Origin of the sequence: Rothia amarae (assembly GCF_042677725.1) — a bacterium.
Taxonomy (GTDB): domain Bacteria; phylum Actinomycetota; class Actinomycetes; order Actinomycetales; family Micrococcaceae; genus Rothia; species Rothia amarae.
This window is the reverse complement of record NZ_JBHUCN010000008.1, coordinates 254189-269133: the sequence shown is the minus strand read 5'-3', so window position 1 is coordinate 269133 and position 14945 is coordinate 254189. Positions and strand designations below refer to the sequence as shown.

Sequence of the window (14945 nt, the reverse complement as noted above, 5' to 3'; positions counted from 1 at the left end):
ATTTGCGGGTGTTTGCGGTGGTTCGGGGGTTGGTGTTTTATGCGGCTGGGAGGACTTTTGAATAAGCCTCCTTGAATATCCATTTTTATTCATCATCTTCTTGTCGATAAATTTCAAAAGAATAAACCAGGATAACAAGACCCCTAATCCATACCAGGGTAAATCTGCGGAATCAAAATTTGAACCCAACAGATAATGACTGGGAGGAAATTCTTTCTCTAGATTTCCGGGGATATTGGTCATCTGCAGAAATTCAACACTCCAACAAAATAGAAGTGAAATAATTGGAGTAATAAATTTCCATTTTCTGGAGTTTAAAAATATAAATGAGAAAAATATTGTAAATACTGCAGCCCAGCCGACGGTTCCCGTCGCATCGGAAATATATTCTACCCATTCAATTCCAGGGTTTTTCCGCCGAACTAAAACCGCTACTACCCCGAGAGTAATAAATAACAATCCCGTGTAGATATGGATTTTAATTTTCTCCATCCACCCATCCCTTCGTGAGGAATTATTCTATCAATGAAATGAACTGCTAGAGGGATGAAAACTGAACGTGAATTGCGATGTTTCACGTGAAACATCGCGACTATATCTATTTATCCACCTATGTAGGTTGTTTTTTAATTAAATATGTTCTTTTTTAGTTATTCCCAAACCCAAAGAGTTTTCTAAAATAAAGTAATTCATTTATTTAATTCAATCTAAAATTTATAATTCCTTATAAAATTTCTAAAAATAGAAATTCAACAGAGTTTAAATTTTCATGATTCATCTAAAGGAGAATTAATTTTCTTCTTTTCTTTTGCTAATTTCTCTTGAGAACATTCAACTCACGAAATGGTTTATTCATATGACAATTCGATAGACCGTCCCGATGCGAAGCAAACTAGTTACACTTAGCAAGAATCGGTTATTTGAGCGTTAGCGAAGTAAACGACAAGATACTTGCCGAGGGTTGTGCCGGGCTGATGATACTTATAACTTATGAGCAAGCTTCAAAAAAATTCTGAAGATCCGACACCAGCTAACTTCGGAATAGATGTAGGCGATTGTTCGCCTCCTCCGATGTTTCACGTGAAACAGCATCGGCAGCGGATACCCACAAAAGTTAATTTTCCTCTCAAGAAAACCTAAAGAGCGGCATTTTGTGGCTTTTGAGTAAAATTTTATTGCCATCAGTCAAAAATTGACCCATCAGAATCGATTCTCCCGCACTTTCTCACATAAAACAGATCCAAGGCCATTCAAGACCTTAAAGCTCTGAGAATCAATTCTAGGGCCTTTTCAGGTCATCCATGTTTGAAAACCAAACAAGAAGAGCACCTATATACTCAGGCGACATCACAACATACAAAAAGCGGTTGCTGCCTCCCAAAGAGACAGCAACCACTTATCTTCTAACACGGAGCCTTATCAACTAGATCTTACTGCCCGATATTCTGATCCAAAACCGAAATAATTCTGTTTAAATCCTCTACCGAAGCGAACTCAATGGTCATTTTGCCCTTGCGTGCACCCAGCTGAATCTTCACATTGGTATCTAACTTGTCTGCGAATGCATCTGCGATATAGTCCAATCGCTCATGGTGTTTCTGGGGCTGCGGCGTCTTTCGTTCCTTAGGAGTAGATTCAGAGGAGCTCTGCACAATCTCCTCCACTGCTCGAACAGAAAGACCCTCATTAACAATCTTTTGAGCGACCTTTTCAATTTCAGCTTGGCTTCGCAACCCAAGCAAAGCACGAGCATGACCAGAGGACAGTATGCCTGCTGCAACTCGTCGTTGAACCAAGGCGGGAAGCTTGAGTAGGCGCAGGGTATTAGAAATCTGTGGACGTGATCGTCCAATCCGTTGCGCCAGCTGGTCTTGGGTAGTGTTAAACTCTTCCAATAGTTGCTGGTAAGCAGCAGCTTCTTCAATCGGATTAAGCTGGCTGCGGTGCAGGTTCTCCAGCAAAGCATCGCGTAAGAGATCCACGTCTTGGGTATCGCGAATAATTGCTGGAATCTTTTCTAGCCCAGCTCTTTGAGTCGCACGCCATCGACGCTCGCCCATCACCAATTCATATTTTTCTGCCCCATTCTCACGGCTGGGACGGATAACAATCGGTTGTAGAACCCCAATTTCCTTGATGGAGTGGACGAGCTCCTCCATATCCTGCTCATTGAATTCTGAACGGGGTTGCTTCCGGTTAGGGTGAATATCTTTAACAGAGACTTCAGCGAATTCTACGCCAGGCACTGGTACCAATTTTTCGCCTGCTGTTGGAGCATCTTCACCAAAGAAGAAGTCAACTGGACGGCGCGATGGAGTAGTGCTCCTCAACGCCGCACCCATATCTTTGCGCTGATTCTTCTTAGCGGAACGGGTAGAAGATGTAGGTGTTTCACGTGAAACATTCTGTTGTAAATCAACTTTTTTGGTGTTTTTTTGAGGAGCCTCAATATTTAGAGCCGTCTGTTCATTCTCAGCAGGAGCACTTTTCTTTCCAGACTTCTGTTGTGCCGCAGAGCTCTTGGCAGGCTCTTTAGCAGGAGTCTTTTCAGCATTCTCGCGAGAAGTTTTTTGCACGGTAAGGTTTTGCTTCTTCTGACGAGTCTCCCCCTCTGCTTGAGCAGATGCGGCGGTTTTAGTAGCTTCTGGAGTGCTCTCAGAGGCCGTTATATCTTCTTTTGCCGCACTAGGAATCAACGCCCCTAATCCACGACCTAGTCCACGACGTTTCTCTGCCACAGAGTCCTCCAAAAATAAGCTTGTTATCTACCTACTAAGTTTAGGTGAGATGAGTCTGAAGCAACACACCGAGTCGCTATTTGAGCGATGTTTCACGTGAAACATCTCTATTCTTTACTTAAAAACAAAGACGACGCGCGGCTGAGTTGCCGCACGTCGTCTTTTCATTCAAGGGTTATACTGCGCGCTCCCCTATTTCAATTGCTGCTTCGAGGTATGCTCGGGCACCAGTCGATGTGGGATCGTAGCTTATAACTGTCTGCTGATAGCTCGGTGCTTCTGAAATCCGTACCGAGCGAGGGATAAGGGTTTTAAGAACCTCTTGGGGAAAGTGCTCTCGAACTTCATCAGCAACCTGGGAGGCAAGATTGGTCCGACCGTCATACATGGTCAGCAGAATGGTACTGATGTGGAGCTCAGAATTGAGGTGCTTCTGAATCATTTGGATATTTTTGAGGAGCTGGCTTAGACCTTCCAACGCATAGTATTCGCACTGAATGGGGATGAGAACCTCTTGTGCAGCAACAAAGGCGTTGATAGTGAGCAAACCCAGACTTGGTGGACAATCGATGAAAACGTAATCAAGACGTGGCAAACCGTCCTTCTCACGTTGTTCTGCGTAGTCAGCCAAGGCTCCTTTTAGGCGTGTTTCACGTGCAACCATGGAGACAAGCTCGATTTCGGCACCCGCCAGGTCGATGTTTGCTGGCGCAACCCATAACTGAGGGACGTCGGGGCACTCTTTTACAATGTCTGCTAGGGGGACATCATCAATCAGCACATCATAGGTACTTTTGATGTCGGTGCCGTGTTCGATATTCAAGGCAGTTGAGGCATTGCCCTGAGGGTCATTGTCGATCACCAGGACATTCATGCCTTTAGTGGCAAGAGCTGCAGCTAGGTTGACGGCTGTACTTGTTTTTCCTACGCCGCCCTTTTGATTGGAGATGGTAAAAACTCGAGTGTTTTGCGGGTGCTTGAGGTTTACTTGTTCCAGCTTCTCAAACTGCTTTTTTTCGCTCATGATTTCTTTCGCCAAGGGGGTGTCGAGGGTTTTTTCTTGAACTTCACGTTCGAGTTTTTTCCGTGTTTCACGTGAAACATTCCTGCCGCGATCCGGCTTGGTTTCAGTCTTAGAGTCTGCAGGCTCAGGAGGCATACCAAAGTCAGGAATATTAAGTTGTGGTTGATTCAATTGCTTCTCCCCAGAAACTTATTCTCTCTTTAAAATTAAGAGTACCCGGTGAGCCCTCTGCGAGAAAATAAATAATTATATCAATCTTTAGAAGTAGTTTTATGAGTTTAGAAGTAATTATCTTGATTTCTCTTAACCTCTTTACCTCGACGAAGCTAGGCATTTCACACAGCCTTATTACGCATCAAGAAGCAACCCATATATGCTCACCACTTCCGCATCTCCAATAAATACGGAGAGAATGTTTCACATGAAACAATGCAACAAATAGAATCGTTGAGCTAGATCCTCGGCGATGTTTCACGTGAAACACCTTAAACTTTCAATTCGTGGCGAGATAAAATCTAAACACATCACGAGAAGGGGCATGATGAACACGGAGAATAAAACATCGGCACTCAACATCATTCTGATGGGCGTCGGTGTCATAGGGTTGATAGCTGGTTTTATTATGATGCTCAATTCAGGAGTTTTTGAAACCCTAACGACAGAAGGAATCTCACATACCACCTCAGGATTATTCCCTCTAGCTCTCGGAGTCATCTTTCTCAGCATTCTCTGCACGGCAGTCGGTGTTGGCATCACCATGAAGAAGCAACTTGCGCGTCGCGTCTATGAATCGAAACCAACCCCCGAGCAAAAATAATACTTCTGATCCACTCATTGTTGGATTCATTAAATGAGTGAAGGTTCCGCTGAAATCAGCGGAACCTTCACTACATCACACACACATTTCGAGGTAAGGGCCCCTCGTGAGTAAGATTCACATCTTTCCCTATCACACACTTAGATTGCTTCAGAGATTTTCTCTTCTCGAACCATCTATTAACAGTTAACCGTACCGACCTTTAGGGATTATTTATATTCCCTGGACGTTTGCTAAGAGTCATTACTTTCGTTTCCTACCCACTTTTTAACCGCCATAGCCGCTCGTCGGGCGGCATGACGCGCGCCAACAGTAGACGCCGATGGGCCGTAGCCCACCAGTTGTACGCGAGGGTCTGCCACCGCCGTCGTCGCACCTTGAACGTCACCGGTCACGCGCTGCAACGCAATACCACCTTCAACAGAGCGCAGATATAACGACGCAAGATGCGAAATAGCGGGTCAGAATCCCGTGGCCCAGAGGATAACGTTCGCTTTCTCAAAATCCCCATTGCCCAGCGAACGCCGTCCGGTTCAATATGTGCAAACATGGGTAGGCGTTTCTCATAGACTCCCATTTTTCGCGCATACTGCTCCTGAGGACGTAAAAACAACCCAGTAGAGCTGACAACGCTAGCCGGAGCTGCCCCGACACCGCTCGTTCTTCCACCCACTCCACGGCTTTCAAGCCATCGATACTGCCGGAAACCCATTGGGGCGGACGGCGAGTAACCCACAACAACTCGGAACGATACGCAAGTTCCCCCAAAAATTGCACGGCAGAAGCACCACCGCCGACCACTAGCACGCGCTTCCCAGCGAGATACTCCGGACCAGGGTAAGTTGAGGCATGAAACTGTTCACCGGAAAAAGTTTCAAGCTCCCGGATATCAAGGAATAAACGGACAGTCCCAGGTGCCGGTGGCATTCACCAGCGTTTGAGTCAGCACGTCGCCCTCAGAAGTGAGCACCAGTAAATTTTTCTCAGCACTCTCTACCGAAAGAACTCGAACCGGACGAAATACCGGTAGCTGATATCTCTCCTCATATTCGGCAAAATAGGCAGGAATAATTTGATTTGATCGCTCGGATGAAACCGCTGGAGCTTGCGAGCCGGGAAGGTCAGCAACTCCATGTACATCGTCCATTGTGAGAGAATCCCAACGATGCTGCCAGGCACCGCCAGCGCCCTCATTAGAATCAAAAACCGCAAAGTCTTTACCCCGCCGTTTGAGCTCATAGGCGGCTGATAAACCGGCTTGCCCGGCACCGATCACTACAGATTCAAGAACGACGCCTGAGGCAGTCCGATGCGTAGCAAACCACTCCCCCCACTGATAACCGTGGCGATTCACTCATGAGATTCTCTTTCTACCCTGTATGTCCCACACCGATAACACCAGTCAACGAAAATTTATGCCCGCTGAAATTTACCCACAAAAAAATGCGGCATGTTTTCCATGTCTCAAACACGAAAAACATGCCGCACCTCGGCGTCCTCAAAATATGTTTAGAGGATAACCTGAACAACGGTAGTGGGCTCTTCCAACAGAGTTTCCCCGGCGGTCAAGATATCTACTTCGCGAGCGCCATATTTGTTGAGCTTCTTACGAGCCTTGGTAATCTCTTCGGCAGCGGAGCGGCCTTTGAGAGCCAGTAATTCACCTTGCCCACGCAGGATGGGCAAAGTGATATCCAAAAGCCCTACAAGGGCAGAGACAGCGCGTGCAGTCACATAGTCGGCGTCGACCATGCCTACAGCTTGCTCAGCTCGCGAACGCAAAATATCAACGTTTTCCAGTCCGAGATCTTCAATGACTTCGTCGAGCCAGATGACGCGACGTTCGAGAGGCTCTATGAGCGTCAGAGAGAGGTCAGGACGAGCTATAGCAAGGCAGAGCCCGGGAAGACCCGCCCCAGATCCTACGTCGGCTACTGAGGCGTTCTCAACGATGAATTCCTCAACCACAGCGCAGTTGAGTACATGGCGGCCCCACAGGCGAGGTACCTCGCGAGGCCCGATGAGGCCGCGTTCGATTCCACTGGTGGCGAGGTGTTCCACATAGCGCTTTGCTAGAGGTAGCCGGTCACCGAAGATTTTTTCGGCAGCTTCAAGCTCTGTGCCTTGAAGAACGGGTAGTTCTGTTTCAGACATGGGGTTAGTCCTCCGGCTGCGAAATCACAATGTGACGACCTGAGCCTTCACCTTCGGATTCACTGAATAGACCGTTTTCTGCCACCAGGTCGTGAACCAGTTTGCGTTCGTAAGCACCCAGAGGTTCCAGATGAAAATCTTCACCGGTTTCTTTGACCTGAGCGATGGCTTTCTCTGCCATCTCAGCCAATCGTTTGATGCGGTTGGCACGGTGATCGGCAATGTCCAAGATAAGGCGGGAGCGATTACCTGTAGCTGCTAGGACGGAGAGACGAACAAGTTCCTGGAGTGAATCCAGTACTTCACCGTTTCGTCCTACCAGTGCTTCGAGGTCATCGTTTTCACCGTCTTCGGTGATGACCGAGAGGTAGGTGCGGTTGTTACGAATTTCGATGTCGATATCGCCATCGATGTCGGCGATGTCGAGTAGCTCTTCGAGGTAGTCAGCAGCGATGTCGCCTTCTTCTTCGAGAGCAGTGAGGTCTTCTTCATTCTCAAAGGTTTCGGGTGTTTCAGACACGAGAAATATCTCCTGTGGGTTCAGTGAGTGGTTCTGTTATTTTTTCTGTTGCTTTTGACGCTTTTTACCAATGGGCTGCTGGCGCTGGCCGCGGGTAGCGCGTTCGCGAGCTTCAGCCAATTCGCGTTCGTGTTCTTCCTTGGTCTTACCTACAGGAGGCAAGCCCTTAGCAGCACGACGTTCGTTGAGCTCGCGCTCTGCCTGAGAACCGGGGGTGGGGTTGTTGCGGATAACCCACCACTGCTGACCCACGGACCAGAAGTTAGAGATAGTCCAGTACACCAGCACACCGATGGGGAAGTTAATACCCGAGATAAGGAAGATGAGGGGGAATACGTACAGCATGATTTGCTGCTGGCGGTACATGGGCGACTCTTTGGCAGCATCAGACATGTTCTTCGCACCGAGCTGCTTCTGTGAGTAGAACATGGAGAGGGTCATCAGAATCACGAGGATGATGGCGGTGGCAATAGTCATCGCATGGTTGCCGTCGCCAGGTTTCATCATGGTGGAGAACAGCGGTACCTGGTTGAAAATGTAGGCATCATTGAACTGCTTGACCATGTCGGGAGTCAACAGAAGAATACCCTCGTTGTTCTGCGCAGCGGCAGGAACACCGTTGAGTACGCGGAATAGACCAAAGAAAATAGGCATCTGTACGAGAATCGGCAGGCAAGAAGCTAGCGGATTAGAACCGGTCTTACGATAGAGAGCCATCTGCTCCTGTGCCATAGCCTGGCGGGAGAGCTGGTCAGTTTTGCCCTTGTACTTTTTCTGGAGTTTAGCCAGTTCAGGCTGCAGTTCCTGCATGCCGCGCATGGATTTAATCTGCTTGAGAAAAAGGGGAATAGTGAGCGTACGCATCACCAGTGTCAGTCCAATGATGGCAAGCACCCAGACGGTACCGGATGCTGGATCCATACCGAGAGCAGTAAAGAGAGTGTGAAACACCCAAAGAATCGCCGAAACGATCCATTTAAAGGGCCAGAGGATAGTATCAATCATCTATTTCTCCTTGACTCTTACGAGCCAGTTAGGTAGGGTTTCCGCGGTTTTTAGTGAGAAATCCGCGGATGATTCAAAAGAATAATTTTGGGTTCGGTACCGGGAGTAAAGCTTCGTTTCCCGGGAGGGACGTCGTCAACTCCCCCAGTTGCCCAGGGGTGGCATCTCAGCAGCCGACGCACGGTCAGCGAGATACCTTTCAGAGTTCCATGAACCGTAACTGCTTCAAGCCCATAGGCAGAGCAGGACGGGAAATACCGGCAGACATTCCCATAGAGGGGGGAAATGACGGCGCGATAAGCCTTAAGAAATGCAATAAGTACATTTTGAGGGAAAGTCCATACCGCTTCACCCACGGTGGAGGGGCACACAAATTCGCTAGGGGCGCTCTCAAGCTGATAATCAGCAGTGTGGGAATGACGTGCGGGATGTGAGCCCATAAAATTATGACTCCTCTCGCGGGGTCGTGCGGGCAGCGTCTAGGCTTTCTGCTACTGCCATTTTGGTGTGCGATTGCTTTGCAAGTTTAGCAAGTATCGCCTCATATGCGGCAGCGTAATCAGCTGATAATTCGCTCCATGTCGATTGCGCTGCGGCAGGTAGCGCTCGCACCACTAAGGAATAACCGGTGGGGTTCTCTTGGATGGAGTGTGCTACCAGTTCGCGTAATCTGCGTTTGGTTTTATTGCGCACTACCGCGTTACCTACTGCTTTGGAGACGATAAACCCGGCAAGAGTGGGCTCTTGAGAATTTTTGACCGCATATAGAACTAAGTTCCGGCGTCCTGACCGGACACCGGAACGTGTAGTTTCTGAGAATTGGACTTTCGTCCGCATCCGGTGCTGTTGAGGCAGCACATGTACTCCTTTCGGATTCGATCGCTTATTTAGCTAACAACTGGGCGATCGAGGAGGGAAGGAGATTGCTTATGCCGAAAGTGATGCGCGACGCTTGGAACGGCGGTTCGAAAGGATCGCACGACCAGCGCGGGTGCGCATACGAAGACGGAAACCGTGCTTCTTAGCACGACGGCGGTTATTCGGCTGAAAAGTCCGCTTGCTCATTTTGTTACTCCAAAACGTTTGGTATGGGGCGCAACCCTTCACCAATGTTTAGAAACAGGTTGACGCTTTTCTTTAAAGTTTGAGCGCGCCTCACGGCGTTCATCACGCAGTTTTTACCCTGTTATTAAGAGGGTAGGGGCGCACACATACGACTAAAAAACTCTATGAGGTTTAAGGCGTGCGGTCAAGCTACGTATCACTAGGTCTTTAATCACAGACTGGGGATAGTCAATACCCACAGGTGTGGATTTTCCACTTTTCATGATTCTTTCAACAAGTTATCCACACCCGAACTGTGAAGGTTTCCCACAATCTTTGAAATTACAATTTTCCCAAGGATTCAACGTTGTACTATTTTTATTCCACCACAACCGCACATCTTCTCCACTGTTAAATCACAAGTTTTCCACCCTGTGTATAACTCTTGTGGATAACTTGGTATGTTGGTGGGTGCGGTAGGTAAAATTTTTCTGCTGCACCTCGTATTTTTAAGGAGAACCATGGGCGAATCACTCAACGAAGAAATTTTGGTTCGATGGAACCATACGGTAAATCTTCTGCGCCCTAAGGTTGGTCCCCGGTGGGCTGCTTTCGTATCGTTGGCTCAGCCGCAAGCCCAAATGTCCAATGTTCTTCTCATCGCTGTGCCTAATGAATACACTCGCGAAGTTTTTCAGAACATTATTAATAAAGAGTTGAAAGAGGCTTTAGAAGCTTCTTTCGGAGCTGGCGTTTTTGAAGCAATCGTCATTGATACTTCTCTCGGGGAAGACGCCCCCTCTGAGTTACCCGCTTCGGCTGATTCTTCCGAGACTTTGGCAGTAGAGCCTGAGCGTGAAAGCTTCTTTTCAGCGGAAGACCGCCAGGAGCAGGCGCCTAGTTCGGCCCAAAAAACTGCTTACGACGTTCCCACCACGCCTCTTTCAGCGGACCCTGGTGAGGACGTGCGCCCGTCCCTGCATGATTTGGAAGCTGAACTTGGTCAGTCGAGTCCTACTTTTGCTCAAGATCCAGCAGTTCATACTGAAAATTTTGATCGCGTTCCTCAAGAAGATTCTCGTGTTTCTCCTTCTCAGAGCGAGGTTTCTGAGCAGGTGACTTGGGAATCTTCTGCCCGTCTCAACCCCAAGTATACTTTTGATACTTTTGTGATTGGTCAGTCTAACCGCTTTGCTCATGCGGCTGCTTTCGCGGTGTCTGAGACTCCTGCGAGCGCCTATAATCCGCTGTTTATCTACGGTGATTCAGGCTTGGGCAAGACCCACCTGCTACACGCTATTGGACATTATGCGAAGCATCTATACCCCAATTTGCGGGTGCGCTATGTGAACTCGGAAGAGTTCACCAACGATTTCATCAACTCTATTCGCGATGATGAAGGTTCTTCTTTTAAACAGATTTACCGCAATGTAGATATGTTGCTCATTGACGACATCCAATTCTTAGCTGGCAAAGAACACACGCAAGAAGAGTTCTTCCATACGTTCAATGCTCTTCATAATCACCAAAAGCAGGTGGTTATTACCTCCGATATGCCGCCCAAGTTGCTGACGGGATTCGCCGAGCGTATGAGGTCGCGCTTCGAGTGGGGCCTGATTACCGATGTGCAGCCTCCCGAGCTGGAAACTCGAATCGCGATTTTGCGGAAGAAAGCGCAGAACGAGAACCTGGATGTTCCCGATAATGTCATGGAATATATTGCCTCTAATATCACGAGCAATATTCGTGAGTTGGAGGGCGCGCTTATCCGCGTTACGGCTTTTGCTTCGTTGAATAAGCAGAAGGTTGATCGTCCGTTGGCTGAGTTGGTGCTGAAGGATTTGATTACCGATGACGGCGCGCAGGAAATTACTGCGACTCAGGTTTTGACCGCGACGGCGTCTTACTTTGACGTCTCAATTGAGGATCTTCAGTCGAAATCTCGTAATCGTACCCTCGTTACTGCACGGCAGATTGCAATGTATTTGTTGCGTGAGCTCACCGATATGTCTTTGCCGAAGATTGGGCAGGAATTTGGCGGTCGTGATCATACGACGGTGATGCATGCGGACCGTAAGATCCGTGAATTGATGGCGGAGCGTCATCAGATTTTCAATCAGGTAACCGAACTGACGAACAAGATTAAACAGGAACAGCGCACACAGAAGTAGTTGGTTGCTTCACATTTTTCTTCAAAACAGGTAATTTCGACCTCAAAAAGGGCTGTGGATAACTTGTGTGCCTGCGGTCTTTTAATGTGGATGTTAAGTGCATAGTTATTCAGAAAGTGTGGAGAGCTCGATTTGTATAAATATTCATCCACTTAAGGCTCACGGGATTGTTGTGATTTATCCACATCCTATCAACAGGGAAAATCCGTGATTTTTAGCGGTCTCAGACGCTTTTCCACAGAATCCACATGCGTTATTAACACTACGATACTTAAAGAAAAAAGAAACCAAATAACAAATTCCTTGCCCCTCCCCACCCTGATTTGCGCCAGGCTCTGTAATTACAAAATTTCTAGTTTTCTTAAAGCACTAGTTGCCTCTTCTTGTAATTACAGATAGTTAAGGTCGAGGGCGACTTTTAGGGTCGGAGAACTTTGTGAAATTACAAGGATTCGTAGAACCGCCCTACCTCTTCCGGTAGACTTGCACTCTGAGTTATGCCCAAAGTAGGGCCACTATTTTTCTTTTAGGAGTCCCGGTGAAATTCACTATCGATCGCGACGTACTCACTGACGCAGTTGGTTGGACTGCACGATCACTTTCACCCAGACCTCCAGTGCCTGTTCTTTCCGGCCTTCTCATTAAGGCAGAGAACAGCGAAGTTACTATCGCTAGCTTTGACTACGAAACTTCAGCAAAGTTGCACATCCCTGCAGATATTGATGAAGAAGGAACCACCTTGGTTTCAGGTCGTCTGCTTTCAGAGATTTGCCGCTCCCTACCCAAAGCAGACGTCACCGTTGAAACCAACGAGTCAAAGCTGCATCTCTCCTGCGGTTCAGCGCAGTTCAACCTCGCTACTATGCCGGTTTCGGATTATCCTGAGCTCCCTGGATTGCCGCAGGTCTCAGGAACCGTGGAAGGCTCAGAATTTGCCCGGGCAGTATCTCAGGTAGCAGTAGCGGCATCTAAAGATGACACCCTGCCCATCTTGACTGGCGTTCGAATGGAAATTGAAGGAGACACCATTACCCTTCTTGCCACTGACCGCTACCGCCTCGCTATGCGAGAGCTCACCTGGAATCCTGCAGATGCAGAGATTTCAACCGCAGCACTCATCAAAGCTAAAACCATCACCGAAGTTGCTAAAACTCTAGGCGGCTCGGGAGAACTAGATATTGCGCTTTCAGATACTCACGAACTCGTAGGCTTCGAATCTGCAAATCGACGCACTACTAGCTTGCTGGTAGACGGCGAGTACCCCAAGATTCGCGCATTGTTCCCCGATACCACCCCTATTCACGCCGTCGTTCGAACCTCTGATCTTCTAGAGGCAGTTCGCCGCGTCTCTTTGGTAGCAGAACGCAATACACCTGTCCGTTTGGCATTCACGCAAGGGCAGGTAACGTTGGACGCCGGGACTGGCGAAGACGCTCAAGCATCCGAGACTCTTTCGGCGCAACTTGAAGGCGACGACATCACCGTAGCGTTCAACCCCACTTACCTTTCCGAAGGATTGAACACCTTCGGTACTGACTTTGTGCGATTCTCCTTCACTACCCCGCCCAAGCCTGCGGTTATCTCCGGTCAAAAAGATCCTCTTGAAGAAGATCTCAAGGAATACCGCTACCTGCTGATGCCGGTACGCCTTCCCAACCAGTAATAATTTCGAAAGGTCTGCGTGTATATCGATCACATCTCGTTGATGGATTTTCGCACGTACCCTCTGCTGAATCTGCCGCTTAACCCGGGCGTAACTATCTTCTTAGGTTCAAATGGTGTGGGAAAAACCAACATCGTTGAAGCTATTGATTACACGGCTAATCTTGGGTCTCACCGGGTAAGCAATGATTCTCCGTTGGTGCGTGTGGGGGCACCACGTGCCTTTATCCGTACCCGAGTGGTTCGTGCCTCACAGCAGACTATTACCGAATTTGAGATAGCCCCCGGTAAGAGTAATCGGGTGCGCATCAATCGAGCATCTCCCGTGCGTGCACGGGAAGCGTTAGGCATTGTTTCAACCGTTTTGTTCTCCCCCGAGGACTTGCAACTTATCAAAGGTGAACCTGCCTACCGTCGTCGTTTTTTGGATGATTTAGCGGTTTCTTTACGTCCGTCGGTAGCCGCATATCGTAGTGATTATGAGCGCATATTGCGTCAGCGGAATACATTGTTGAAGTCAATGCGCCGGGGAAAAACCGACGAATCCGCGCTGAACACATTGCGTATCTGGAATGAGCAGCTCGCTACTACGGGCGCTCATCTTCTGCAGGCCCGCTTACGGGTATTAGCGGTGGTTCTCCCCCAAATTCAGCGTGCCTACAACGAACTGACCGATGGATCTAAGAACGTGACCGTCAGCTATGAATCCACAATATTTCCCGTGATTTCTTCCACTACGCTGCAGCAAGCAGCACTGATGAGCGTCAACGATTTACAGGAGACTCTCTTACGGGGATTTGCAGAAAAACAATCTGAAGAATTAGACCGTGGCGTGACCCTCGTGGGGCCTCACCGCGATGAAATAGTACTCGAACTCGGTGGCATCCCAGCTCGCGGATTTGCCTCCCACGGTGAGACCTGGTCCCTTGCACTGGCACTGCAGCTAGGGTCCTGGTACGTCCACAGAGCAGATGATGACTCCCCCGGTGCCTCCCCCATCCTGATTTTGGACGACGTCTTTGCAGAACTAGATTCCGCGCGTCGGCATCGTTTAGGAGCAATCGTTGCCGGAGCTGAGCAGGTTCTAGTCACCTGTGCAGTTGCCATGGACATCCCAGAAGAGCTGGGTGAAAACCCCACCATTGTGCATGTGAGCCCAGGAATTGCACGTGTGGAACAGGAGGCATAAAAATGTCCGTTGATCCCCACCGATTTGATGACGAAATTGATGCCCCCGCAGCGCTTCTGAGTCGTCTCCGCGTTGCCGCAGCCGACCGCGGAGAAGGACGCCTGACCGGGCATGCCGCTCAAAAAATTCTCAAAAATTTCGGTGCCACTATGTCTGCAGAGCCCGGAGAGAAAAAACCTCGGCAGTTTCGAAATAACAGCTTTGACCCGCGCACTCTCGGCGGATACACAGGCCCAGGAAAATCGGTGCGCGACCCTAAAGAATTGACCTCCATCATGGAGACGATGATTAGCGCTCGCGGGTGGAAAGAACCTGTAGCGGTTTCCTCGGTACTTTCGCGGTGGGATGACCTGATGGGATCTTACTTCGCAGATCATGTGAAACCAGAAGGGTTTCAGGACGGCGTGGTAACCGTGCGTTGCTCGACAACTGCCTGGGCAACGCAGGTGAAATTGATGCGCGGGGAAATTTTGCAGACCTTGAGCCGGGAGCTGGGCGACGGCGTAGTACAAAAAATTGTGGTTCACGGTCCGCACACACCGAGTTGGAAAAAAGGAAAATTTGTGGCGCCTTATGGTCGTGGACCGCGTGATACCTACGGATAAGTCAATGAAGGCTCGA

General features: G+C 48.7%; 17 protein-coding genes. 5 read left to right on the top strand and 12 right to left on the bottom strand.

Going from position 1 to position 14945, the window contains the following annotated elements; genetic code table 11:
• The 3 genes from ACFR81_RS04850 to ACFR81_RS04840 form a co-directional block, all read right to left on the bottom strand.
• Positions 1-492, bottom strand: a 492-nt coding sequence (locus tag ACFR81_RS04850; RefSeq protein WP_377148657.1) for a ribosomal maturation YjgA family protein, incomplete at its 3' end; no start/stop codon positions are given.
• Between the two features lie 938 nt (positions 493-1430).
• Positions 1431-2738 carry a ParB/RepB/Spo0J family partition protein gene (locus ACFR81_RS04845; RefSeq protein ID WP_151147164.1) on the bottom strand — a complete coding sequence of 436 codons (1308 nt, stop codon included), beginning with the start codon at positions 2736-2738 and terminating at the stop codon, positions 1431-1433.
• Between the two features lie 175 nt (positions 2739-2913).
• The gene (locus tag ACFR81_RS04840) at positions 2914-3762 is read right to left on the bottom strand and encodes a ParA family protein (protein ID WP_068169922.1); all 849 of its coding nucleotides are present in this window, start codon (positions 3760-3762) and stop codon (positions 2914-2916) included.
• Between the two features lie 538 nt (positions 3763-4300).
• Here ACFR81_RS04840 and ACFR81_RS04835 point away from each other — a divergent pair.
• Complete coding sequence (locus ACFR81_RS04835) at positions 4301-4579, top strand: hypothetical protein (RefSeq protein WP_343874799.1); 279 nt, start codon at positions 4301-4303, stop codon at positions 4577-4579.
• 233 nt (positions 4580-4812) lie between these two features.
• On the opposite strand, the gene ACFR81_RS04830 is transcribed toward ACFR81_RS04835, so the two are convergent.
• The 9 genes from ACFR81_RS04830 to rpmH form a co-directional block, all read right to left on the bottom strand.
• The gene (locus ACFR81_RS04830; RefSeq protein ID WP_343874796.1) at positions 4813-4983 is read right to left on the bottom strand and encodes a hypothetical protein; all 171 of its coding nucleotides are present in this window, start codon (positions 4981-4983) and stop codon (positions 4813-4815) included.
• Positions 4984-5077: 94 nt separating this feature from the next.
• Positions 5078-5506, bottom strand: a complete 429-nt coding sequence (locus ACFR81_RS04825) for a hypothetical protein (protein WP_343874794.1) — start codon at positions 5504-5506, stop codon at positions 5078-5080.
• Positions 5469-5933 carry an FAD-dependent oxidoreductase gene (locus tag ACFR81_RS04820; RefSeq protein ID WP_343874792.1) on the bottom strand — a complete coding sequence of 155 codons (465 nt, stop codon included), beginning with the start codon at positions 5931-5933 and terminating at the stop codon, positions 5469-5471. The genes ACFR81_RS04825 and ACFR81_RS04820 overlap by 38 nt, the downstream gene beginning before the upstream one ends.
• A 155-nt stretch (positions 5934-6088) precedes the next feature.
• Complete coding sequence (gene rsmG, locus ACFR81_RS04815; protein WP_068169904.1) at positions 6089-6733, bottom strand: 16S rRNA (guanine(527)-N(7))-methyltransferase RsmG; 645 nt, start codon at positions 6731-6733, stop codon at positions 6089-6091.
• A gap of 4 nt (positions 6734-6737) precedes the next feature.
• On the bottom strand, positions 6738-7253 hold the full coding sequence (locus ACFR81_RS04810; RefSeq protein WP_318275148.1) for a Jag family protein: 516 nt from the start codon (positions 7251-7253) through the stop codon (positions 6738-6740).
• A gap of 36 nt (positions 7254-7289) precedes the next feature.
• Complete coding sequence (gene yidC, locus ACFR81_RS04805; protein WP_343874788.1) at positions 7290-8258, bottom strand: membrane protein insertase YidC; 969 nt, start codon at positions 8256-8258, stop codon at positions 7290-7292.
• Between the two features lie 50 nt (positions 8259-8308).
• Positions 8309-8698, bottom strand: coding sequence for a membrane protein insertion efficiency factor YidD (gene yidD, locus ACFR81_RS04800; protein ID WP_343874786.1), 390 nt, complete (start codon positions 8696-8698; stop codon positions 8309-8311).
• Positions 8699-8702: 4 nt separating this feature from the next.
• Positions 8703-9116: a ribonuclease P protein component gene (gene rnpA, locus ACFR81_RS04795; RefSeq protein WP_068169898.1), complete on the bottom strand. Its 414-nt coding sequence runs from the start codon at positions 9114-9116 to the stop codon at positions 8703-8705.
• Between the two features lie 69 nt (positions 9117-9185).
• A complete protein-coding gene (gene rpmH / locus ACFR81_RS04790) occupies positions 9186-9323 on the bottom strand; it encodes a 50S ribosomal protein L34 (protein ID WP_083147179.1) in 138 nt (45 codons plus the stop codon).
• A 500-nt stretch (positions 9324-9823) separates the two neighbouring features.
• Between rpmH and dnaA the strand changes: the two genes are divergently transcribed.
• From dnaA to ACFR81_RS04770, 4 genes are all read left to right on the top strand, one after another.
• The gene (gene dnaA, locus ACFR81_RS04785; protein ID WP_068169896.1) at positions 9824-11473 is read left to right on the top strand and encodes a chromosomal replication initiator protein DnaA; all 1650 of its coding nucleotides are present in this window, start codon (positions 9824-9826) and stop codon (positions 11471-11473) included.
• Between the two features lie 538 nt (positions 11474-12011).
• A complete protein-coding gene (gene dnaN, locus ACFR81_RS04780) occupies positions 12012-13136 on the top strand; it encodes a DNA polymerase III subunit beta (protein WP_343874783.1) in 1125 nt (374 codons plus the stop codon).
• Positions 13137-13154: 18 nt separating this feature from the next.
• On the top strand, positions 13155-14324 hold the full coding sequence (recF, locus tag ACFR81_RS04775) for a DNA replication/repair protein RecF (protein ID WP_343874781.1): 1170 nt from the start codon (positions 13155-13157) through the stop codon (positions 14322-14324).
• A 2-nt stretch (positions 14325-14326) separates the two neighbouring features.
• Positions 14327-14929, top strand: coding sequence for a DciA family protein (locus ACFR81_RS04770; RefSeq protein WP_343874779.1), 603 nt, complete (start codon positions 14327-14329; stop codon positions 14927-14929).
• The last annotated feature ends 16 nt before the right edge of the window (positions 14930-14945 follow it).

Excerpts from the sequence above, each read along its gene's own strand:
- ACFR81_RS04840 (WP_068169922.1), bottom strand. The coding sequence starts at position 3,762 with ATGAGCGAAAAAAAGCAGTTTGAGAAGCTGGAACAAGTAAACCTCAAG.
- ACFR81_RS04835 (WP_343874799.1), top strand. The coding sequence starts at position 4,301 with ATGATGAACACGGAGAATAAAACATCGGCACTCAACATCATTCTGATG.
- ACFR81_RS04825 (WP_343874794.1), bottom strand. The coding sequence starts at position 5,506 with ATGCCACCGGCACCTGGGACTGTCCGTTTATTCCTTGATATCCGGGAG.
- rsmG (WP_068169904.1), bottom strand. The coding sequence starts at position 6,733 with ATGTCTGAAACAGAACTACCCGTTCTTCAAGGCACAGAGCTTGAAGCT.
- yidC (WP_343874788.1), bottom strand. The coding sequence starts at position 8,258 with ATGATTGATACTATCCTCTGGCCCTTTAAATGGATCGTTTCGGCGATT.
- yidD (WP_343874786.1), bottom strand. The coding sequence starts at position 8,698 with ATGGGCTCACATCCCGCACGTCATTCCCACACTGCTGATTATCAGCTT.
- rpmH (WP_083147179.1), bottom strand. The coding sequence starts at position 9,323 with ATGAGCAAGCGGACTTTTCAGCCGAATAACCGCCGTCGTGCTAAGAAG.
- dnaA (WP_068169896.1), top strand. The coding sequence starts at position 9,824 with ATGGGCGAATCACTCAACGAAGAAATTTTGGTTCGATGGAACCATACG.
- ACFR81_RS04770 (WP_343874779.1), top strand. The coding sequence starts at position 14,327 with ATGTCCGTTGATCCCCACCGATTTGATGACGAAATTGATGCCCCCGCA.